The following is a 23,010-nucleotide window of genomic DNA, read 5'->3' as shown; positions in this document are numbered from 1 at the left end:
TATATGAAGAAGAGTTGGATTTTATTAACCGCTTGCGCCGCCCTGTTATCTGGGGTGGAGGCTATCGCCTGTACCGGTTTGCTGGTGGGCAAGAAGGCTTCGACAGACGGTTCGGTAATGATTAGTTATGCGGCGGACTCGCATTCCCTGTATGGGGAGATGTATCGTTGGCCCGCCGCTACATGGCCGAAGGGCGCCATGTTGGAAGTGAAGGAATGGGATACGGGAAAACCGCTGGGCAAGATCGCCCAAGTGGAGAATACCTATTCCGTAGTGGGTAACATGAACGAGCATCAGGTGGCTATCACGGAGAGTACGTTCGGCGGACGCCATGAATTGGTGGATACGACGGGTATCATGGATTACGGTAGCTTGATCTACATCGCTTTGCAACGTTCCAAGTCGGCCCGTGAGGCGATCAAGGTCATGACGGACTTAGTAAAGGAATATGGCTATTACAGCAGTGGCGAGACGTTCTCTATCGCCGATAAGAACGAGGCTTGGGTGATGGAGATGATCGGTAAGGGACCGGGTAACAAAGGTGCCGTTTGGGTAGCGATCCGCATCCCGGACGATTGTATCTCGGCGCATGCCAACCAGTCCCGTATCCAGCAGATACCGTTTGACGATAAGGAGAATTGCATATACTCGCCGGATGTGGTTTCTTTCGCCCGTGAGAAAGGATATTTCAAGGGAAAGGACGCTGATTTCAGTTTCGCCAAGGCTTATTGCCCGTATGATTTCAGCGCCTTGCGTGGATGCGAGGCTCGTGTATGGTCTTTCTTCCGTAAATATGATACCACGATGGATCAGTATACGGATTTTATCAAGGGTGATCCTTCCAAGGAGCCGATGCCTCTGTATGTCAAGCCGAATCGTAAGCTTTCCGTTCAAGATGTACAGAATGGCATGCGCGACCATTACGAGGGAACGGATCTGGATATGACGAAAGATGCCGGTGCCGGCTCGTATAAGGTTCCTTACCGTTGGCGGCCGATGACGTTCGAGGTAGACGGGCAGGAATATACGAATGAACGTGCCATAGCGACGCAACAAACGGGCTTCGTGATTGTTCCACAAATGCGTAACTGGTTGCCGGACGCTATCGGTGGTATCTTGTGGTTTGCCGTGGACGACGCTGATATGGCGGTCTTCACTCCTGTATATGCGTCGGTAACGGATGTTCCGGAGTGCTATCGGGTGGGAAACGGCGATTTGCTGAACTTCTCTTGGACTTCCGCTTTCTGGATTCATAACTGGGTGGCTAATATGGCTTACCACAAATATAGCTTCATGATTCAGGATATCCGTAAGGTACAGCAGGAGTTGGAGAATGGTTATCAAGAGACCGTACCGGCTATCGATAAGGCGGCTCAGGAGTTGTATGCCAAGGACCCGGCGGAGGCTGTCAAGTTCTTGACGTGGTATAGCACGACTAATTCAGACTCCGCTACCGCCCGCTGGAAGCAATTGGGTGAGTATTTGCTGGTAAAATACATCGATGGAAACGTGAAGAAAGAGGTGAACGGACAGTTCAAGCGTAATCCGTACGGCCAGCCCGCATCTCCCGATTTTCCCGGATATGACGAGGACTATTACCGTAGCATCGTGAAGAGTGCCGGCGATCGACTGAAAGTAAAATAAATACCAATAATAATCTAATGTTGAACTAAACGAAAGAAAGCGTATGAAAAAGTTTGTAATGATGCTGATGTTAGCAGTCTTTAGTCTGGGAGCTTATGCGCAGACGCAGCAAGGACAATCTGCCGTGGGATTTAACATCGGTTATGGATTCGATTCGAAGAATGCCACGTTAGGAGTTGATTACCGCTATTGTATCACGGATGCGGTACGTTTGAGCCCGTCTCTTACTTATTTCGTAAAGAATGACAATCACAGCACTTGGGCGATCGACTTGAATGCTCATTATGTAGTGAAGTTAAGTGAGATGTTCGGTTTTTATCCATTAGCGGGGCTTAGTCTGTCCTTTTGGAATTGGGATGCGGGCCATGGCCTTTCTCATAACGAGACTCGTCTGGGAGCCAATATCGGTTTAGGCGGTGAGGTTTATGCTACCGACAATCTTTCGATAGGATTGGAGGTGAAGTATAATATCATCAAGGATTTCGATCAGGCCATGCTGGGCGTTCGCGTAGGATATAGTTTCTGATCCCAATATAGTCACAGCCCCACGGCAGTACTGCCGTGGGGTTACACCAGTATTGCTTCCGGCTCTCGCCGATACTGGTGTAGCCCATTGCCAGTACAGGCGTTTCCTTTATTCCTTCATTCCTTCACCGGCTCCTACACACACACGCACGTATACGCATACGCGAATTATTAATGTACGCATACATGTGTGTGGGTGTGTGTAAAGGGGTAGGTGAAGGAATGAAGGAAATAATCATTTCCTTTTTCTCGATTGCTTACCATCTCAAATAATCCTCGAACGTGACTTTCTCGAAATTGGGGATTACCTCATATACTTTATCTCTTAAAGATTCCGCCGGATTCGTCGTACTTAACCCGATGACACGCATCCCTGCGTCCTTCCCGGACTGTATGCCGTTGAAAGAATCCTCGAATACGATACAATCCTCGGGAGATACGTTCAAGTCTTTCGCCGCCAATAGATAACACATCGGATCGGGCTTACCTTGCGTGATGCGGTCGGCGGTCACTAGGGTATCGAATAGATTGTCCAGATGTAGAAGCCCGAAAGCCCGTTTCACCTTCGCGTTATCCGAGCTGGTAACCAAGCCTATCTGTACGCCGTGCTCCTTCAGCATACGGATGAACTCGATGGAGCCGGGCATGGGAGGCAAGGGCATCGTCTTCTCATACTCTGTAGATTCTTTGGTCACCATTTGGCGGAACTCCTCCGTATATCCGGAAAAATACTTCTCCAGAATATACGGTAGGGTCGTACCCTTTATAATATCAGCGAAATTATCGATACCTAAGCCATAACGTTTAGCGGCATCGTTCCAGAATAAATCGTAAATAGGTTCCGTATCTACTACTACGCCGTCAAAATCGAACAAGGCGGTCTTTAGTTGTTTCATATAAATAATCATTTAATATTTATATCGCGAAGATACGTCTATTTTTTATGAAATCGATTATCTTTGTGGACGCACACATAGCTTGATTATATATATTAAAATAAATAAGACATGAAGACACTAGTAATTTGTACCGCCATGAGCGCTATGATCCTTTGCGCCTGCGGTGGAAAAAACACGCAAAGCACGGAAGAGACAGCTAAGGTAGTACCGATGGCCGTAATTACACCGGCGATCAATCAATTGACCGACCAAGAGAAAGCCGAGGGTTGGGCGCTCCTTTTTGATGGTAAGACAACGAAAGGCTGGCGTGGAGCGCACAAAGACGCTTTCCCGGATCACGGATGGATGGTGAAAGATGGCGAATTGATCGTGCAGAAATCCGACGGTAGCGAGTCTACGAACGGAGGCGATATCGTTACGGAGGGTGAATATTCCGCTTTTGAGTTCAGCGTGGATTTTAAGATCACCGAAGGGGCCAACAGCGGTATTAAATACTTCGTGACCGAGCAAGAGAAGCAAAAAGGCTCCGCTTACGGCTTGGAGTTCCAGCTATTGGATGACGCTAAGCACCCGGATGCCAAGCTTTACACGACTTTCCCCGGTAGTCGTACCCTTGGAAGCTTGTATGATCTGAAGAAAAGCGAGAACATCCATTTCAACGGCGTAGGAGAGTGGAATACGGCCGTGGTGAAGGTATTCCCGAACAACCACGTAGAGCACTGGCTGAATGGTGTGAAGGTATTGGAGTACGAGCGTGGCAGCAAGGAGTTCCGTGATTTGGTGAAGGGCAGTAAATACGCTGATCCATCTTATAATGCGGGTGGTGCTTTCGGCGAGGCTCCGAAAGGACACATCCTTTTGCAGGATCATGGGGATGAGGTAGCGTTCCGCAATATCAAGGTGAAGGAGTTGAAATGATCGCCTCGTGACTAATTTTTCGTAACAAAAGGGTGCCGATTTAAAAAAAGTTGTTACTTTGCGGCGGATTTAGACTACTAACTTTAAAAGATAACAGACAAATACCATGATTTGGAACGAAACTATTGAATGTATGGACCGTGAGGAAATGCGGAAACTACAGAGCCTACGGTTGAAAAGAGTTGTTGAACATGCTTACCATAACTCCCCGTTTTATCGCAAGAAAATGCAGGAGATGGGCATTGCTCCCGACGATATACAGACAATAGATGATATAACGAAATTACCGTTCACGGTAAAACAAGACTTGCGTGATAACTATCCTTTCGGCTTGATGGCCGTGCCGATGTCCGAGATCGTCCGTCTGCATGCCTCTTCCGGTACGACAGGTAAGCCTATCGTCGTGGGATATACCCGTAAGGACTTGGGTATTTGGGCCGAGGTGGTGGCTCGTTGCCTGACCGCCTATGGTTTGACAAAGAACGATTCCGTGCAAGTATCCTATGGTTACGGAATGTTTACCGGAGGCTTGGGTGCCCATGCCGGAGTGGAGAATATCGGTGGTACGGTGATCCCGATGAGTAGCGGTAATACCCAGAAACAAATCCAGTTGATGCACGACTTCGGGGCGAAGGGTTTGGCTTGTACGCCTTCTTACGCTTTGTATCTGGCGGAGACTATCCACCAGTCCGGTATTCCCTTGGAGGAATTCCAGCTACGTGTCGGAGCGTTCGGTGCCGAGCCTTGGACGGAGAATATGCGTAAGGAATTAGAGACGAAACTAAATATCAAAGCTTACGATATCTATGGCTTGACGGAAATCTGCGGGCCGGGCGTCGGTGGCGAGTGTGAGTGCCAGAACGGTACCCACCTGTGGGAAGACCATTTCTTCCCGGAGATCGTGGACCCGAATACCTTACAACCGGTGGAACCGGGACAAGTAGGAGAGTTGGTCTTCACCACGCTTACGAAGGAGGGTATGCCGATGCTTCGTTACCGTACACGTGATTTGACCTCGCTGACTTACGAGAAGTGCGCCTGTGGACGTACGGCAGTTCGTATGGGACGTATTTTAGGTAGAAGTGACGATATGTTGATTATTCGTGGCGTAAATGTTTTCCCGTCTCAGGTAGAATCCGTAATTTTGGAGCTGCCGGAGTTCGAGGCGCATTACCTGATCGTGGTGGATCGTATGAACAATACCGATACCTTCCAGATACAGGTGGAGGTTCGCCAAGAATACTACTCGGACGAGATGAACAAGATGATCGCCTTGAAAAAGAAGATCGCCGCCCGCATGCAGAGCGTGATCGGTTTGCAACCGGACATCAAGATCGTGGAGCCGCGTAGTATCGAACGTAGTATGGGTAAGGCAAAACACGTGATCGATAAACGTAAGTTAGTATAACCTCTAAAAGATTAAGTACTATGTTAATAAAACAATTATCAATCTTTCTGGAAAACAAGAAAGGCCGTTTTACGGAAGTCGCCAAGATATTAGGGGAGGCAGGGGTCAATATGTCCGCTTTCACGGTAGCCGAGAATTCCGATTTCGGTATCCTTCGCCTAATCGTATCCGATACGGAGAAAGCGATATCCGTGCTTCGTGAAAAGTTATACGCTGTAAGCGTGGCCGACGTGGTATGCTTGCATTGTCCCAACCAGCCGGGAGCCTTGGCAAAGGCGATGGATATCATTACCTCGGCCGGGATCTTCATTGAATATATGTACGCTTTTTCTCAAGGCGACGCTGCTAACGTGATCATCCGTCCGGACGATGTCAATAAGTGCGCGGAGGTTTTGAAAGCGAATAAATTGGAATTGATCGCTGCTAGCGATTTATATAAGTTGTAAATATTAACGTTTTGGGTTTCATTTATTCGCCTAAAAGCACTAATTTTGCACGCTAAAAGTATGTGAATGAAAAAGGTTGTATTTTTACTGATGATGATGACAGTACTATTATCCTCTTGTGGAGAGTATAATAAGATACTGAAGAGCACGGATTACGAATTGAAATATTCGTACGCGAAGAAATACTTCAACGCGAAGCAATACTCGAAATCCGCTACTCTGCTGGATGAACTGGTTACAATCTTTAAAGGAACAGCTTATGCCGAGGAGTCCTTGTACTTGTTGGCGCAAAGCTATTACGGTCAGAAAGATTATCAGACGGCTTCGCAATACTTCGAGACCTATTATACGACCTATCCGAAAGGGGAGTTTACGGAATTATCCCGTTTCTATTCCGGTTATGGTTTGTATCTGGACTCTCCGGATCCCCGGTTAGACCAGTCGCAGACGTATAAGGCGATCGAGCAGTTGCAACTTTATTTGGAGTATTATCCGCAAAGTGAACGGGCCGAGGAAGCGCAGAACATCATGTTCGAGCTTCAGGAGAAGTTGGCTTACAAGGAATTGATGGCCACCCGCTTGTATTTCAATCTAGGTACCTATATGGGGAATAACTTCCAGTCTTGCGTGATCACGGCGCAGAACGCCTTGAAGAATTACCCGTATTCCAAGTATCGTGAGGAATTCATGTTCCTTATCATCCGTGCGAAGTACGAGTTGGCGCTAGTATCCGTAGAGGAGAAGTTGCAGGGCCGTTACCGGGATGTGGTTGACGAGTATTACAACTACATGAACGAGTATCCGGAAGGTAACTACGTAAAGCAGGTAACGAAGTTCTACGACTATGCCAGCAAGCGAATTACAGATGCATATTAAGCGAATTTAATCAATAAAACGAAAATGGATTACAGAAAATCAAACGCTCCTACCAATACGGTAACCCGTGACATGATGAAGTTAAGTGAAGAAACGGGTAACGTATATGAGACAGTCGCTATCATTTCAAAACGGGCGAATCAGATTAGTGTTGAGATGAAACAAGATCTGGAAAAGAAACTTCAAGAGTTCGCTTCTTACAATGACAACTTGGAGGAAGTCTTTGAAAACCGTGAGCAGATCGAGATTTCACGCTACTATGAGAAACTTCCGAAATCAACGTTGATCGCCGCTCAAGAGTATGAGGATGGCAAGGTTTATTACAAGAATCCTGCTAAAGAGAAGAATAACTTCTAAGAAGAAATATTTTTGAACATCGGAAAGGCTGACCCTCAAATGAGTCGGCCTTTCCATTTAAAACGAACTAATTACCATGTTACAAAGAATACAAACTGTTTACCTGCTAATTATCGTGGTGCTTACGGTCGCTACCTTATTCTTGCCGTTGGCCGTGTTGCAACAAGGAGACGCTCTCTTCTCGTTCGATGCTAGCGGGTTGAGCACGATGATCGGTGAGCCGGAATTACTATACCCGGCGTGGGGCTTATTTGCCTTGACCGCTATCATCGCTATCATTGCCTTGGTGACGATCTTCTTATATAGGAAAAGAATCCTGCAAATCCGTCTTTGCGTATTCAACGCATTGCTGATATTGGGCTTTTATGGTTTCTTCGCCTTCTTGATCTATTCCTTGAAGGGGGATATGGAAGGTGCCAGCGTAAGTGTTAAGATCGCTCTTTCCTTCCCGTTGGTCAATCTGATCTTGGATTATCTGGCGATCCGTAATATCGGGGCCGATGAGGCGCTGGTACGTTCTTTGGATCGTTTGCGTTAAGGCTTTCCAGATAAATCATTGGGTATAAGATATTAGGTAAGGGACTCTTTTTGTCAAGGGCCCCTTATTTTATGTCCGGAAAAGTATAATACATAAGACAATATTATTTTGTATATGAAACAATATTGTTTTTCGGTGAAATATATCTACTTTCGTAGAATACAAATATCCGTTGCCAATCATGAAGAAGACTCAGCTTATCCCCATCGCTTTATTGTCGGTATCGGCGGTAGTGAACGCCCAGAATGCCAGTCGTCCCCCGAATATCATCTTGTTCTTGGTGGATGATATGGGATGGGAGGATACGTCCTTGCCTTTCTGGACTCAAAAGACGCATTATAATGAAGTATATGAGACCCCGAACATGGAACGATTGGCGAAAGAGGGTATGATGTTTACCCAAGCCTACGCTAGCAGTATCAGCTCGCCTACTCGTTGTAGCTTGATCACGGGGACGAATGCCGCCCGTCACCGGGTTACGAACTGGACACTTTTTAAGGATAAGACGACCGACCGGGAGAGTGATGTGCTTACCCTGCCGGATTGGAATTATAACGGCGTGGCTCAAGTGAGCGGGACGAATAATACGTTTGTGGGTACTTCATTCGTGCAGATATTGAAGAATAACGGATATCATACGATCCATTGCGGCAAGGCGCACTTTGGGGCGATCGATACCCCGGGGGAGGACCCGCATCATTGGGGATTCGAGGTCAATATAGCCGGGCATGCCGCCGGAGGTCTCGCCAGTTACCTCGGCGAGAATAATTACGGGCATACCAAGGATGGTAAACCTTACGCTCCGAACGCTATCCCCGGATTGGAAAAGTATTGGGGAAGCGACACCTTCGCTACGGAGGCCTTGACGCAGGAGGCGATCAAGGCGTTGGACAAGGCTAAGAAATATAACCAGCCGTTCTACCTATATATGTCACATTATGCGATCCATATCCCGATTGATAAGGACAAGCGTTTCTACCAGAAATATATCGATAAGGGGTTAACGGCTAAAGAGGCGGCTTACGCTGCCTTGATAGAGGGTATGGATAAGAGTCTGGGCGATTTGATGAACTGGTTGGAGAAGAATGGCGAGGCGGATAACACGGTCGTGATCTTCATGAGCGATAACGGCGGTCTTTCCAGCGAGCCCGGATGGCGTGACGGAGAGATCCATACGCAAAACTATCCCTTGAACAGTGGTAAAGGCTCCGCCTATGAGGGAGGAGTCCGTGAGCCTATGATCGTGCGTTGGCCGGGGGTGGTGAAGCCGGGAAGCAAATGTGATAAATACTTGATTATCGAGGATTTCTATCCAACTATCTTGGAGATGGCAGGCATAAAGGGGTATAAGACTGTACAGCCGATAGATGGCGTCAGTTTCATGCCTTTATTAAAAGGTACGGGAGATCCTTCCGTGGGACGTAGCTTATTCTGGAACTGCCCGAATATATGGGGTAATGACGGGCCGGGAATCGGTCCGACTTGCTCGGTTCGTAATGGAGACTGGAAACTGATCTATTATTACGAGACGGGGAGGAAGGAATTGTTTAATATCCCGGAGGATATAGGGGAACATAATGATGTGGCAAGGCAGCATCCCGATATCGTAAAGCGTCTGTCCGGGGAATTGGGTACGTATTTACGGAAAGTGGACGGGCAACGTCCGTCGTTTAAGGCGACAGGTAAACCGGTTCCTTGGCCGGATGAGATATAATAATTAAAAAAAGAAAGAGCATATGGAGTTTTACAAAGCGGAAGAGAATCGCTATGCGGATATGGTATATCGGCGGTGCGGACGGAGCGGTATCTTATTGCCGGCCGTTTCCTTGGGATTGTGGCACAACTTTGGTAGTGTGGATGTGTTCAGTAATTTTATCCAGATCGCTCACGCCGCATTCGATCATGGCGTGACTCATTTCGACTTGGCGAATAATTATGGCCCGGCCTACGGATCGGCGGAGGAGAATTTTGGCCGGATATTGAAGAAGGGCTTGGGCGCTTATCGGGATGAGATGATTATTTCTACGAAGGCGGGCTACGATATGTGGCCGGGACCGTATGGGAATTGGGGAAGCCGTAAATATTTAATGGCTAGCTTGGATCAGAGCTTGAAACGGATGGGACTGGAATATGTGGATATCTTTTACTCCCATCGTCCGGACCCGGAGACTCCGATCGAGGAGACGATGGGGGCCTTGGCCGATATTGTCCGGCAAGGAAAGGCTTTGTATGTAGGTATCTCCAACTATGACGCAGACCAGACCCGTAAGGCTTTGGCCGTACTGAAAGAGCATAAGGTGCCTTGCTTGATTCACCAAGCCCGCTATTCGATGTTCGATCGTTGGACGGAACCGGATTTATTGCCTGTATTGAAGGAAGAGGGTGTGGGTATGATAGCGTTCTCGCCGTTGGCGCAAGGCTTGCTTACGGATAAGTATTTGCGTGGAATTCCGGAGAATTCCCGTGCGGCGAAATCGACCGGTCATTTGCAGACCTCTCAAGTTACCCCGGAGGCCGTGGAAAAGGCCCGTAAGCTAAACGAGGTAGCCGCCCGCCGTGGACAGACCTTGGCGGAGATGGCGCTCGCTTGGTTATTAAAGGACGAACGGGTAACTAGCGTATTAATTGGCGCTAGCTCTGTCGCCCAATTGATGGATAACCTGAAAGCGTTAGATAATATCTCTTTCTCCGGGGAAGAATTGCAGGAGATAGAGAACATCTTAATATAACGTGAATCGTATCCGATTGTAGAGACGGGGCGTGCCCCGTCTCTACAGCCTGTACAAATTTTTGAATAAATGAAACCGTTCTTATATCAAGTAGCGTCTCTTTTTTACGAGAAATGGGGGGCGGAGGTCAGTCGTCTGGCCTTTGTTTTCCCAAACCGGCGTACGGGGCTTTTCTTCCAGAAATATCTCTCGGAGGTAGCCGATATTCCCCTTTTCTCTCCGACAATCCTTACGATCAACGATCTCTTTATCCAGTTGAGCGGAAAACAATCCGCCGACCGGATCAGTATGCTTTTTACCCTGTACGACATCTACATCCGCCAAAGCGGTTCCACCGAGACTTTCGATGAATTCCTGTATTGGGGCGAGATGTTGCTCAACGACTTCGACGATATCGATAAGTACATGGCAAATGCCCGCATGCTATTCAGTAACGTGACGGACCTACGGGAGATAGAGAATGATTTCGATTTCTTAAGTGATGAGCAGATCGCCGCTATCCGTAGTTTCTGGTCCAGTTTTTATCCCCGGGGCGATACGCCGAACCAGCAACAGTTCTTGGCGGTCTGGCAAGTGCTATACGATCTCTATGAGGAATTCCGTGCGACCTTGGCCGCCGAGGGAAAAGGTTACGAGGGCATGATCTTCCGGGAGGTCGTGGAAAGCATGGAACGGGGCGAGTCTCCGGATTTACCTTACGAGCGAATTGTCTTCGTCGGTTTGAACGCCTTGTCCGTATCGGAAGAACGTTTCTTAGCCCAGTTGCAGAAGCGGGAGATAGCGGATTTCTATTGGGATTATGTATCCGATAAGGTAACCGATCCGGATAATAAGGCTTCTTACTTCGTCTCCCGTAACCTGAAGAGCTTCCCTTCCTCGATGAAATTACCCCCCGAGGAGAAGGTAAAGACCGAGATCGAGGTGATCGGCATCCCTTCCGGTATCGGGCAGGCCAAGTACGTCTACACCCTGTTGAGCGATTGGTGCAAGGAAGCGGAGATGAGCTCGGAAGAAGCCCTGCGTACGGCGGTGATCTTGCCCGATGAGCATCTGCTGATCCCGGTGCTGAACGCCATACCGGAGCAAATCCGGCGCATCAACGTCACGATGGGTTATCCCTTGGCGGGAACCCCGGTCGCTTCGTTGATCGAGTATATCTTGGCGTTGCAGAAGAACGTACGCTACATAGACCGGAATCCGCTGTTCTATTTCCGTGACGTGCTGCCGGTATTGAACCATCGTTACATCCTCTCCACCTCATCGGAGATTATTTCCTCCTTGGTGAAAGAGATCACGGAGAACAACAAGATCTATATCTCGCATACGGAGTTAGGGAAAACGCCTTTGCTAGAAATCCTGTTCACGCCGGTGACCGGGGTGGAGGCCTTCTCGGACTATCTGATCAAGGTGTTGGAAGAGCTGAACAAGGTTATGTCCGCCCTTTCCGATGAGGAAGAGGAGGACGCACCCCAGCGGACGAACGATTTGGAGCAAGAGTTCATCTTCCATTATTTCACCACGGTAAACCGCATGAAAGAGGTAATGAAAGACGCTCGTATAGAGATGAAAATAGATACCTTCTTCCGCCTATTGAAGCGGGTGACTGATACCATTACGATCCCCTTCCACGGTGAGCCGCTTTCCGGCCTCCAGATTATGGGTGTGCTCGAGACCCGTGCCTTGGATTTCGACCGTCTGATTATCTTATCCATGAACGAGGGTATTTTCCCGCAGCGGAAAGCGGCGAACTCCTTTATCCCTTATAACCTACGCAGGGGTTTCGGGTTGCCTACCTACGAGCATCAAGATAGCGTATGGGCCTACCATTTCTATCGTTTGATAGAGCGTGCCAGCCACGTGAGCCTTTTATACGATACCCGCAGCAACGGATTGCAGACGGGAGAGGTAAGTCGCTTTGTCCACCAGCTGCATTATCATTATGAGGTTCCGATGCGAGATAAATTGGTGGTCTATAACGTATCTTCCTCCGAGACTCCGCCATTGGCCGTGCCGAAAAGGGAGGATATCATGCGCCGTTTAGACGCTTACCGGAAAGGGGGGAGCAAGGCGATCTCGGCGAGCGCTATCAATACGTATCTGGATTGCCCGTTGAAATTCTATTTTTCCGTCGTGGAAGGTATCCGAGAAGAAGAGGAGGTGAGCGAGACGATCGAGAGCGATGTATTCGGAAGCATCTTACATAAAGTGATGGAGGAGCTTTACAAGCCGTTCCAAGGGAAGATGGTTACCGTGGATTTGCTGAAAGCGATCCGTAAGGATACGGCCTTGCTTACCGGAGCTATCGCTCGGGCTTTCGCCAGCGAGTTTTTCAAGACAGAGGTGGTTCGCTCCCTTACCGGACAAAACTACCTGATCGGCGAGATGATCCGCAAATACGTGGAGAAAATCTTGGAGCGTGACGGCAAGCTGACCCCTTTCGTTTACATCGAGTCCGAGCGTAAGATAAACGGCTTGATCAGCCTTTCCGACCATTCTGAGATCCGGTTGAAAGGCTTTATCGATCGTGTGGACGAGGTTCTCGACGCTATCCGTATCATCGATTACAAGAGCGGTAGCGGAACTACGACTTTCAGTAGTATCGAGAGCCTATTCAACAAGGAGGAGAAAGATCGTGCGAAAGCCGTGATGCAGGTATTCATGTATTGCTGGATGTACGCCCATCTCGCCGAGAACAAGGGAAAGACGATACAACCGGGCATTTATTACGTCCGTTCCCTTTTCGCCGATCCGTTCGACCCATCTGTCTACCACCGTATCGAACGGGGGAAGTCGGAGAAGGTAGAGGATTTCTCCGGTTATGCCCAAGCGTTCGAGGAGGGGTTGCGGGGCTGCTTGGACGAGATCTTCAATCCGGAAATTCCCTTTACGCAAACCCCTACGGGGAAGGCTTGTTCTTATTGTCCATTTAAGGGTATTTGCGGTAAGTAGCATTTGTCCCGGTACTTCAGGGAGAGTACCGGAGTACTCCTTGCGAAGTACTGTGGTATTTCTTCGGAGAGTACTGGAGTACTCCTTACAAAGTACTGCGGTACCTCTTAGGCAGTACTACAGTACTTCTTGGGAAGTACTGAGGCGAGGCTTACTGATGAGGAAGCAATTCCACTATCTTTTCCAAAAAGATCTGATCAGTCTCATCGAAACTATCCGGTTGATCACTGTCTATATCAAGGACAGCGATTACCTTATCCGCCCATATCACGGGAACTACGATCTCAGAGCGTGACGCCGAGCTACAAGCGATATGTCCCGGGAAAGCGTCTACGTCCGGTACGATGATCGTACGAGCCTCCTTCCAGGCCGTGCCGCATACCCCTTTTCCGTATTTTATACGTGTACAGGCGATAGGGCCTTGAAAAGGCGCTAATACCAACTGATTGTCTATGACCCGGTAGAAACCTACCCAAAAGAAACCGAAAGTCTGCTTGAGTGCTGCGGCGATGTTCGCCATGTTAGCGATTAGGTCGGTCTCGTTACCTACCAATGAGGCGATTTGCGGGAGCAATGTCTCATACATCTCCTGTTTATCACCGTTTTTAATCCGTAGTTCCTCTGCCATATTTAAACTATTATAAGGTCGCGAATATACGAAACTTGTTTACATATGAATGATTTTTGCAGAAATAACTAAGCGAAATTATATGTCAGAGTCAGTGACTTTAAAAAGTTATTTTTACGAAGTACTAATCCCTTCGTCGCAGAAGAACACTTCAAGTCCCATAGAAGATATACTTCATCACGTAAGTATATCTTTTATGAAAAAGCTTGCGCTTTACAAATGTTTCAATCCACGCACCCACACGGGGTGCGACAGTCTCAAATTGAGTTTTACGTTGAGCTTACCAAAGTTTCAATCCACGCACCCACACGGGGTGCGACTCATCCGGAGTTTCAAAAAAACGTGGATGACTTGGTTTCAATCCACGCACCCACACGGGGTGCGACGGTCTTGTCAAGATCGGGTATTCGACCAATGGTAAGTTTCAATCCACGCACCCACACGGGGTGCGACTTAGGTAATACTCATAAACGCTTTGGGTATTGTGTTTCAATCCACGCACCCACACGGGGTGCGACAAAGCCTAAGACCTTCCGCTACTTTGTTCCACGTGGTTTCAATCCACGCACCCACACGGGGTGCGACTAGCCATGATTGTTATTCTCCGTTTTCAGTATCCTGTTTCAATCCACGCACCCACACGGGGTGCGACTTGGTGGTATTAACTTCCTCCAATAATCTCATAATCGTTTCAATCCACGCACCCACACGGGGTGCGACTAACGTATAACGATGTAATACAAAGGGGGTGGATATGTTTCAATCCACGCACCCACACGGGGTGCGACATCATCTACGTGCAAGGTCATGATCTCCATGTTTGTTTCAATCCACGCACCCACACGGGGTGCGACTGGTGGTATTAACTTCCTCCAATAATCTCATAATCGTTTCAATCCACGCACCCACACGGGGTGCGACGTTATGTAATCCGTCGTATCTTGCGGCGTGCTGTTGTTTCAATCCACGCACCCACACGGGGTGCGACGCATAGGTAGCGGTATAATCATTATACTGTAAACTGTTTCAATCCACGCACCCACACGGGGTGCGACGTAGAGAATCCGATCATCTTCAAGTTCGGTACGGTTTCAATCCACGCACCCACACGGGGTGCGACTGGGGCTGTAGGATCCGAATTTCTCATCGATGGCGTGTTTCAATCCACGCACCCACACGGGGTGCGACACATGGAGATTAAGTACAGCGACGCTAAAATCGGGGTTTCAATCCACGCACCCACACGGGGTGCGACGGTGCTATTTATTTCGGAACGACTGTTAATATTGGTTTCAATCCACGCACCCACACGGGGTGCGACAGTGTGCAAAGTTACATATTATAAGTCAATAAATTAGACCTATTAATATGCGAATTCTCATTTTTATTTCAGCTTAATGGCTGCAATCGCCTTAAAGACGGGTTAATCTGCTAATTATTAAGGGGTGCGAAAATACTACTTTTTTCGTAATACTCCACATTCGCATAAATTATATGATAAGAGCATTATTAACTTTGTAAGCAGTTTCAACACCTATCACTTTTACCCTTTTATTCTCGTTTTTATTGAGAATATAAAATCTAACGCTATCAAGAGACATATCAATAATACGCTTGATTCGTTCAATCAAGAGACAATATTGTGCTTCTGTCACCTCACACTCAAAGACAGAATTCTGTACCCTTTGGCCATAATCTATGCAAGCCTTAGCCACATGTCGTAGGCGGCGAGCTCCTTCTTTGCTCGTAGTATCCACATCATAAGTCACAAGAATATGCATAATCGTAAATCATTTTATTAGAAATACCGGATAATTATCAATATCTTGCCTGATATATCTTGCCATCAACATGGCCTGTACATAAGGCAGAAGCCCTATCTCTATTTTTTCATTAAGATAAGGATGGATTATCACCTCCCTTTTCCTTGCCTGCCATGCGGAAATAAATGTCTTTTTCCCTTTATCCGTCATAACAACCCCATTATCACCTTGAAACAAAAAATCCTTGGATGTTATCTGTCTTTTATTAATCAACGACAAGACAAAACGATCACCAAGATAGGCTCGCAATTCTTCCATCATATCCAATGCTAAGGATGTACGTCCCGGACGAAGTGTATGGAGAAATCCTACGTATGGATCAAGGCCAACTGTTTCGAGTGCGGCAGATGTATCATTAGCAATCAAAGTATAAGCAAAAGACAACATGGCATTCACTGCATCTTTAGGAGGACGGCGATTCCGGCCATGAAACGGGAAATCAGCCTTCTGATTAAGTATCAAAACAGGCAACACTTCAAAATAGGCATTTGAAGCCATGCCTTCATACCCTATTAGGGTCGTCTTATCTTGGGTCGCCAAAGCTTCACGCTTGGCATGTTCCAACACTTGTACCGCCCGATTAATGTTTTCATTCTCTCCATAATCACGAATATATCTCTTTAATATATTACGATAGTTTTGAATCTTACCACCAATCATCAGTCGTGCCACATGTAATGACCAGGATTCATCATCCGACAATTGATATTGTCTCTTGCGTAACAGTACATTCCCTTTCGTTGCGCTCTGTACCCTGCTGATAAATCTGCCATGAGGAGATAGGAATGTAAGTGATATGCTATTGTCACTGCACAATTTCATCACGCCCGGACTTGCGCCCATATATCCGAACGTCACAATGCCTTCTATGTTTATCGCAGGAATACGGAACACTTCCTCTTGCTTGACTGATACTACGACATTCTGCCCATCCTTACTCAGATAGGCTTCAGGTGTCGTCACATACAAAGTATTCAACAATTTTCTCATGTATATAAGTGTTTATTGAGGTAAGTATCTACCGTGGTACAATTCTTGGCTATCGTCGGCATACAGATTTCTTTCAATGAGCATTTGTCGCAATGTCGTTCATATTTTGCTTTTGGGATAACAGCCTTACTGAATATTTCATGCATATCCCTGGCGCATTGTCTGACGATATTGCGCAACTCATCTGTTATAGCCACCTCTATCCGATGACGAAGTTCTCCATAAAAGAACACACCGTAGGGTATATGGATTGCGTACATTTCTTCAAGACACATTGTTTGTGCCGCCAACTGCACTTCATCCACTTCATCCTTTTTGGGTCTGCCATGCTTATACTCCACAGCCACCGGTCGCCAACGTCCTGGATATTTAGGATGCAAGATCGTATCTTCCAAAGATGGAGAAGGTAGCAACTCTATGGCATCGGAAATGCCATAGAGCCCCAACTCACGCGAAGCGATATTCACTGCACGCAATGTTATTTGATCTCCACATTTCTGTCTATAGAACGGGTCATCCACATGTTTATGCAGAATCTGTCCCTCTATGGTGAGACGGTTATCATCCCATTGCTGCTCAATGTGAATCAAAGCCCATTGCCGGGGACAGAACCTGAAGTGCTGAATCCCCGACAACATGAGCATATCGTCTTCTTCGTACTGCATGAGGTGCGGGTTAAATTAGTTCTTTAACAGTAACGTTAGGAAATCTATTTTTTAAAACTGCTTCTATTTCCTCTTTGGATGTTACTTTGTAGTCACCAAAGGAACGAGGAAATTCCACTCCTTCTTTTTTATTGACTTGTATGAGGTCGAATAGCTGTCCAGCTCTTGCATTGCCCAACGGAGATTCATGTTTGAAGACAATCAATGCTCTTGGGTTCATTTCTCCTCTTGCTGCTGCATGATCATTCTCAAATGCGTTAATTATTGCATTAAACAGAATTTCTTTATCCTCTTCTGAAAACCTCGTCTTAGCAGCATCTGTTGCAGAAATGAAGCCATGCATACGGTACAAACCGTAACTTACTGTATTCTTATTTCCGATAGTATTAGTGTGACCGTTTTTATTTTCATCTTTAGTTGTAACACAACAGCGAGTCAAACTATGAGATTTTGCGTCAACAGGATCGATAGAACGAGCAAATGTCAGTTGAACAGGACCGCGTACCACACTAAGTCCCTTAATCTTCTTCTTTGAGTCTTTTTTCTTGGATTTTTTCCCTTTACCACCCTCTTCTGCCTTTTCTTCACTTGAATCATCATCCGCTTTCATATCGCTGGTACTCATTACTGCACCAAAGGTCCGAATATCAAAATATTGATTACACATTTCATCACGACCTAACTTGACTGCTTTTTTCTCATCTTCTTCTTTCTTATCGGTTTCTGCTCTTTTTCCATCAATTATGGTATTCAAAACATTACCCTCTCGAATGAAAATATCATAAGGAGATTTAAGACCTTTGAGTAACTGCACATAATTACGAATCTTACGCTTGATGCATACATCTGTTACTAATCCATGATTGGTTTCCTCATCAGTACGAGGCATGTTGTCAAAATCGGGGTCACCATTAGGATTTCCATCTTTTACATCAAAGAGGAAAACAAAATCATAACGATTCTTAATTGTTGTCATAATTATATCTGTTTTTATTGTTAATTATTATTATTGTTATTCTCGTTTTGCTTGACGGCATATTGGTAGTAATAGCCCAAAGCGAATTCTCCTCGTTGAGTGAGGGTGAGTTTATCTGGAAAATTGCCAATGCGTACTGCTATCTCCGTGATGGATTTACTATATGCTCCCTTAGTCTTTTTCTGATATACAGGGACATATTGAGTCAACAATATACCCATCACCCTGCTTGGCGTTTTAGATGCTGAGGCGAAGAATCTGTCCTTAATGGAGCTATTGACTTCACCTTGGGCCTTGAACTGTAATTTGCAAATAAAAGCAAATAAGCGTCCGCAAAGATATGCTTTGCTTTCATTTTGTTCGTCTAGTTCTTTATTCATATAATATGTATTTTTAATGTTCCTATTTAATACCAATCGGATAACTGTTGATTTCTCAACGCTGAATGTTTTGTTAAATTTTGTCGTCTTTTCGTGTTCAATTTGATCGAGAACACTTTGCAGAATCATTAGAGGCAAAGATGTATTAGTCAATGCTGCATGCCATAGGATAGCTCCTATCCTTGCTTTGGCTTTTGCATCACTCTGTGTCTGCTTCGTTTTCTTTTTGATGCAACTGTTTAGAATGCTGTTTATTCCCGGATAGGATATTTCGCCATCTTTAACTGTTTCGATATCATCGAACCATTGCTTCAGGTTCTTTTGATACTGAGAAACACTTATCGCCATCCAATCCCTTACAGCAATACGTGCAGCAGCAGAGGATATGGTACAACTATAGAAATAGTTCTCAACTTCGGTATTGACTCTTTGATACTCTCCTGTTGCTATTGATGAGAAGAGTTTTCTTACTCTTTCTTCGGTAGGCTGACAGATATCTGAGAAAGGATCAATATCTTCATTTGGTTCTTTTGTCCAAAACAAGGCAATAGTATCATCACTTATTTTTTGTCGATTTGAAAACCTAAATATTTTTTCTCCTTTTTCTGTTGTTATTTCATGTCCATTCCCAACGAGGTATTGAAGCCCTTCAATATAGTTTCTTGCACAATTGGTACATATGCCAGAATTCAAATTACCTTTGAGATTGTATGATTCAAAGGCATTATTATTGTATGAGACCAACATACTACCTGATGTTTGTCCTTTGGGCAACTTAACCGATCCATGAGACTCATCAAGAATAGGATATGTATTTGTGCCACAAACAGCGCACAGATTTTCTTGTTTTTTTGAACATAAGGTATCTTCGTACTTTTTCTTTACTGCATCTTTAACGCATTCAAGAGAAACCAGAAGAGTTGAATCGATCATAAAAGTCATATTACCCTTTTGCTTAGCAGGGGACAAATTCGAAAATGCTTTTAGGGCCTTTTCAATCTCTTCAGGTTTATTGTAAAAAGAAAAAATAGGAGAGAGTTCTTGAACTTCTTTATAGTCTTCCAACTTTGCGAGATACTTTTCATACTTATCCTTAGAACCTTTAAATCCTAAAGTCTCTTCCGGTTTATCTAATAATAATCGTGCTCTTCCCTTTTTTGCTGGCAGTTTTTCTGCCTCTATAGTGACATCACAAGGAGTTAGACCCAAAAAGGTTCCATATTTATTTATAACAATATACCAACTGCATTTTTCTTCTTTCAATGCATCATGCCCTTTTCGGATTCTTTTCCCAAGTTCAACTAATTCTGCAATCATACTAATCTTCCTTTTTGCTAAATTCGAACAATATGCTATTTACAAACTCTCCTTGTTTTGCACGCAAATGAGAAGTGGAAAGCATCTGTTCATTAAGTTCACTAGGACAAATTAATGTACTATTCTGAACAACAGCTTCCTGCATGTAGATAGGTTTAGTATTATGGTCTCTGTCATACCAGATATCAAATAACATGCTACCTATCGGGTATGTCAGATTCAGCTCGTTTGCTCGGTCTTCATCCTCTTGCGTAACTGGAAAGAATTCGCATGAGAATTCACGTGTTCCCAGATATGGCTGATGCCAACATTGACCCTTATTCAAACGTCGTAGAAACATATTTCGATATTTCACTATTGGTTCACAGGACTTTCCGCCTTCGCTTTTGTCTCTGTTCTTCACCTTCTGGATATTTGCTTCGGACATATAGATATTTGCTTCTATGATGTATTCAACATCACGTAGTACAATACTATTTCTTTGAGCTCGATTCCCAGAGTTGGAAATATCAATTGGTCTGCCACTTTGTATATAGTTAAGTTCATTCCTCTTAAAAGAAGAGAAAACAATGGGCTTCAATATCTTGATGCTCTTTACCACCCATTGAAACTCTGGTTTCCATAGGATACACTCCAGCACACCTCTTGCAGCAGAGGGTGTCATACAGGGATAAGTTATTCGCTCTACTTTCAGAGCAGGCTGGGTAAAACAGGCGTATTCACCCTTTACCCTTACTTTTACAGAATTTGTGTCAATCATATATAGTAAATTTCATCTTCGTTACTTAATCCTATTTCTTTAGAATATGCCCCAAACCAAATTTTAACTCCATTTGATATCTCGCTAATTTTGTTAGCATTAGCTTTTGTAAACCATTCATAAACTTGAACGCAATACTGAGCAATCTTCTGATAATCTTTTCGACTTAGATATTCTTTATCCTTTATTTCGTTGTACAAGTGTTTGCTCTCATTATCATATTGATAAATAAATAATGTTGTTGTATTACTATTTATAATATGGTACATATCTGCTACGTCCTGAAACATCAGCTTTTCTCGCTTTGGAGTCACATTGTCCTTTAATGAATAATTTTTTATGATATTTGTATAATAATCCGTATAGAAATCTGCATCTGACAATCTGTCTTCATTACCTCGATAACATAACTGTGCAAATTGTGCAAATGCTATATATTGACGTGAAGGCTGACCTTGATCCTCTAATTGGAACAAATAGACTTGACCTTCTTTCAGGTTACCCTCTCTATTGCAGCGGCCTGCCGATTGAATGATTGATTCCAAAGGTGCCAGTTCTCTGAATACCACAGGGAAATCCATATCAACTCCAACCTCAATAAGTTGAGTAGAACACAGAATAAGCTTTTCTCCTTCTTTCAATTTTATCCGAACCCTTTTGATGATCTCTATTCTATGCGCTTGGCACATATTGGTCGAAAGATGGAGTACTGGTATCTCGCTTCTTGTTTTCAAGCACTCAAACAAAGCCATTGCCTTTTTCTTTGTATTACATACAATGAGTACTGAGCCATTTTGTTCCACCACGCAATCTGCAATGCTTTCGAACGATTGGGCTTTGTAATCATCAATGGAGATGTACTTGACTCGTTTGGTGGAAGCAAAGACAGATGCAGGATTCTCGACAAGCGGTGTAATATGATCTATTCCGCAGAAGTCCTTTCTCGTCTGGAAATTAGGTTGTGTGGCAGTACAAAACAAAAAACTACATCGGCAAAGATGCAACAAGTCATTCAGCATCTTCATTGTACATTCGGCAAGGTTTACTGGCAATGTTTGAATCTCATCGAAGATCACAATTGAATCTTGCAGATTGTGTAACTTGCGGCATTTGGAACGTTGATTAGAGAATAGAGACTCAAAAAATTGAACTGCAGTAGTGATTACTATAGGATAATCCCAGTTTTCTGTTGCCAAATATTTGGAATCTTTGCAATAGCTTTCTTCTTCATCGGCTTCTTCATAGTTCACATTTGAATGATGTTCAAGTATCACATCATAATCTTTGAATATGGTTTTAAGTTCATTTGCAGTCTGATCAATGATGCTGATGAATGGCAGAACAATCACTATTCGTTTGATGTTAGGATGTGCTTCAGCATGATAGAGAGCCCAGTTTAGGCTGGTCAAAGTTTTTCCCATTCCCGTTGGCAATGTCATGGAGAAACACCCTTGGTCTGCATTTGCAAGACTTTGGGCATAAAGCCTTACATTTGTCCTCAACTCGTTCAGAGGAGTAACCTGTTTGAAAGAATCGAACCGCTTGTTCAAGGCTGCCAAGAGCGCATCCACATCAAGAATTTTGCATGAACGTGCATCATACTGTTCTTTTTGGAAATGTCGCTCCGTATCAAGACTATCCGCATCAACAAGTGCGCTATAAAGCAATCGTACAAATAGTTCCTTTTGAAAAACATTTCCTATTTTATTAAATGAACTATTGTCACACATTGATATAATGAAATAATCTTCTTCCATAGCCTGCTGGATATTCTTCCACCTGTTTTCATCTTTCGCACATAGTCCTAATGTTTCAACCATAGCATCTCTATTGGGAAGTCCTGCATGATGTCCTATTACAGGAAATGCAATATTGACAAGTTTATTCATTAGAGCTATATAAGCCCCCCATTTTGCATGAGGTTCCTTTTCTTCTCTTGATCTTATATAATTTTGAAATCCCTTGCTGTATTTGCCAATATCATGCAGCAAGCCACAATACGAATATATCTCGGCAAAATCATCCGCCAAAGCAAAAGACCTCATCAATTCTGCGACACTTTCACTATGTTGCTTCATTGACTGCTCTGCACCATTACTATTTTCAGAATGTGCAATATATTTATATTTACTTTGTTTCATTATATATATCCACTCACTGGTGTCCCGTTAAATTTTCATTC

The 23,010-nt window shown here is 44.8% G+C and carries 20 protein-coding genes and 1 CRISPR repeat array; of the genes, 11 read left to right on the top strand and 9 right to left on the bottom strand.

Features of this window, described 5'->3' with window-relative positions:
* The first annotated feature begins 3 nt into the window (after window positions 1-3).
* Window positions 4-1,644 carry a dipeptidase gene (locus CI960_RS09710; protein WP_005856738.1) on the top strand — a complete coding sequence of 547 codons (1,641 nt, stop codon included), beginning with the start codon at window positions 4-6 and terminating at the stop codon, window positions 1,642-1,644.
* 43 nt (window positions 1,645-1,687) lie between these two features.
* On the top strand, window positions 1,688-2,170 hold the full coding sequence (locus CI960_RS09705) for a porin family protein (protein ID WP_008772096.1): 483 nt from the start codon (window positions 1,688-1,690) through the stop codon (window positions 2,168-2,170).
* Between the two features lie 256 nt (window positions 2,171-2,426).
* On the opposite strand, the gene CI960_RS09700 is transcribed toward CI960_RS09705, so the two are convergent.
* Entirely contained in the window at window positions 2,427-3,065 is a 639-nt protein-coding gene (locus CI960_RS09700; protein WP_005856741.1) for an HAD family phosphatase, read from the bottom strand.
* A gap of 111 nt (window positions 3,066-3,176) precedes the next feature.
* On the opposite strand from CI960_RS09700, the gene CI960_RS09695 reads away from it, so the two are divergent.
* From CI960_RS09695 to CI960_RS09655, 9 genes are all read left to right on the top strand, one after another.
* On the top strand, window positions 3,177-3,986 hold the full coding sequence (locus CI960_RS09695; RefSeq protein WP_005856744.1) for a DUF1080 domain-containing protein: 810 nt from the start codon (window positions 3,177-3,179) through the stop codon (window positions 3,984-3,986).
* Between the two features lie 106 nt (window positions 3,987-4,092).
* Window positions 4,093-5,394: a phenylacetate--CoA ligase family protein gene (locus CI960_RS09690; protein ID WP_005856746.1), complete on the top strand. Its 1,302-nt coding sequence runs from the start codon at window positions 4,093-4,095 to the stop codon at window positions 5,392-5,394.
* Between the two features lie 20 nt (window positions 5,395-5,414).
* On the top strand, window positions 5,415-5,840 hold the full coding sequence (locus tag CI960_RS09685; protein ID WP_005856748.1) for a hypothetical protein: 426 nt from the start codon (window positions 5,415-5,417) through the stop codon (window positions 5,838-5,840).
* Between the two features lie 66 nt (window positions 5,841-5,906).
* Complete coding sequence (locus tag CI960_RS09680; protein ID WP_005856750.1) at window positions 5,907-6,716, top strand: outer membrane protein assembly factor BamD; 810 nt, start codon at window positions 5,907-5,909, stop codon at window positions 6,714-6,716.
* Between the two features lie 24 nt (window positions 6,717-6,740).
* Complete coding sequence (locus tag CI960_RS09675; protein ID WP_005856752.1) at window positions 6,741-7,073, top strand: DNA-directed RNA polymerase subunit omega; 333 nt, start codon at window positions 6,741-6,743, stop codon at window positions 7,071-7,073.
* Window positions 7,074-7,149: 76 nt separating this feature from the next.
* Entirely contained in the window at window positions 7,150-7,611 is a 462-nt protein-coding gene (locus tag CI960_RS09670; RefSeq protein WP_005856754.1) for a DUF4293 domain-containing protein, read from the top strand.
* A 181-nt stretch (window positions 7,612-7,792) separates the two neighbouring features.
* A complete protein-coding gene (locus CI960_RS09665) occupies window positions 7,793-9,325 on the top strand; it encodes a sulfatase (RefSeq protein WP_005856756.1) in 1,533 nt (510 codons plus the stop codon).
* Window positions 9,326-9,347: 22 nt separating this feature from the next.
* On the top strand, window positions 9,348-10,340 hold the full coding sequence (mgrA, locus tag CI960_RS09660; protein ID WP_005856758.1) for an L-glyceraldehyde 3-phosphate reductase: 993 nt from the start codon (window positions 9,348-9,350) through the stop codon (window positions 10,338-10,340).
* Between the two features lie 69 nt (window positions 10,341-10,409).
* A complete protein-coding gene (locus CI960_RS09655; RefSeq protein ID WP_005856760.1) occupies window positions 10,410-13,289 on the top strand; it encodes a PD-(D/E)XK nuclease family protein in 2,880 nt (959 codons plus the stop codon).
* Window positions 13,290-13,440: 151 nt separating this feature from the next.
* Here the strand turns inward: CI960_RS09655 and CI960_RS09650 are convergent, their stop codons facing one another.
* From CI960_RS09650 to CI960_RS09615, 8 genes are all read right to left on the bottom strand, one after another.
* Window positions 13,441-13,917, bottom strand: a complete 477-nt coding sequence (locus CI960_RS09650; RefSeq protein ID WP_005856762.1) for a GAF domain-containing protein — start codon at window positions 13,915-13,917, stop codon at window positions 13,441-13,443.
* A gap of 221 nt (window positions 13,918-14,138) precedes the next feature.
* A CRISPR array of direct repeats spans window positions 14,139-15,238; the repeat unit is 32 nt; unit sequence GTTTCAATCCACGCACCCACACGGGGTGCGAC.
* 169 nt (window positions 15,239-15,407) lie between these two features.
* The gene (cas2, locus tag CI960_RS09645) at window positions 15,408-15,698 is read right to left on the bottom strand and encodes a CRISPR-associated endonuclease Cas2 (protein WP_005856765.1); all 291 of its coding nucleotides are present in this window, start codon (window positions 15,696-15,698) and stop codon (window positions 15,408-15,410) included.
* Window positions 15,699-15,707: 9 nt separating this feature from the next.
* Entirely contained in the window at window positions 15,708-16,730 is a 1,023-nt protein-coding gene (gene cas1c / locus CI960_RS09640; protein WP_005856767.1) for a type I-C CRISPR-associated endonuclease Cas1c, read from the bottom strand.
* Window positions 16,727-17,395, bottom strand: a complete 669-nt coding sequence (gene cas4, locus CI960_RS09635; RefSeq protein ID WP_005856769.1) for a CRISPR-associated protein Cas4 — start codon at window positions 17,393-17,395, stop codon at window positions 16,727-16,729. The genes cas1c and cas4 overlap by 4 nt, the downstream gene beginning before the upstream one ends.
* Window positions 17,396-17,405: 10 nt before the next feature.
* Complete coding sequence (gene cas7c / locus CI960_RS09630; RefSeq protein ID WP_005856770.1) at window positions 17,406-18,371, bottom strand: type I-C CRISPR-associated protein Cas7/Csd2; 966 nt, start codon at window positions 18,369-18,371, stop codon at window positions 17,406-17,408.
* 20 nt (window positions 18,372-18,391) lie between these two features.
* Entirely contained in the window at window positions 18,392-20,068 is a 1,677-nt protein-coding gene (gene cas8c / locus CI960_RS09625) for a type I-C CRISPR-associated protein Cas8c/Csd1 (protein WP_005856772.1), read from the bottom strand.
* A gap of 1 nt (window position 20,069) precedes the next feature.
* Window positions 20,070-20,828 (bottom strand): type I-C CRISPR-associated protein Cas5c, encoded by a 759-nt coding sequence (gene cas5c / locus CI960_RS09620; protein ID WP_005856774.1) that lies wholly within the window; start codon window positions 20,826-20,828, stop codon window positions 20,070-20,072.
* Complete coding sequence (locus CI960_RS09615) at window positions 20,825-22,969, bottom strand: CRISPR-associated helicase/endonuclease Cas3 (RefSeq protein ID WP_005856776.1); 2,145 nt, start codon at window positions 22,967-22,969, stop codon at window positions 20,825-20,827. Before CI960_RS09615 ends, cas5c begins: the two co-directional genes overlap by 4 nt.
* Window positions 22,970-23,010 lie beyond the last annotated feature (41 nt).

Source organism: Parabacteroides sp. CT06, from assembly GCF_002257605.1.
In the GTDB taxonomy this organism is placed as follows: domain Bacteria; phylum Bacteroidota; class Bacteroidia; order Bacteroidales; family Tannerellaceae; genus Parabacteroides; species Parabacteroides distasonis.
Note: the sequence above shows the minus strand (reverse complement) of the source record. Positions and strands in the feature narration are given on the sequence as shown.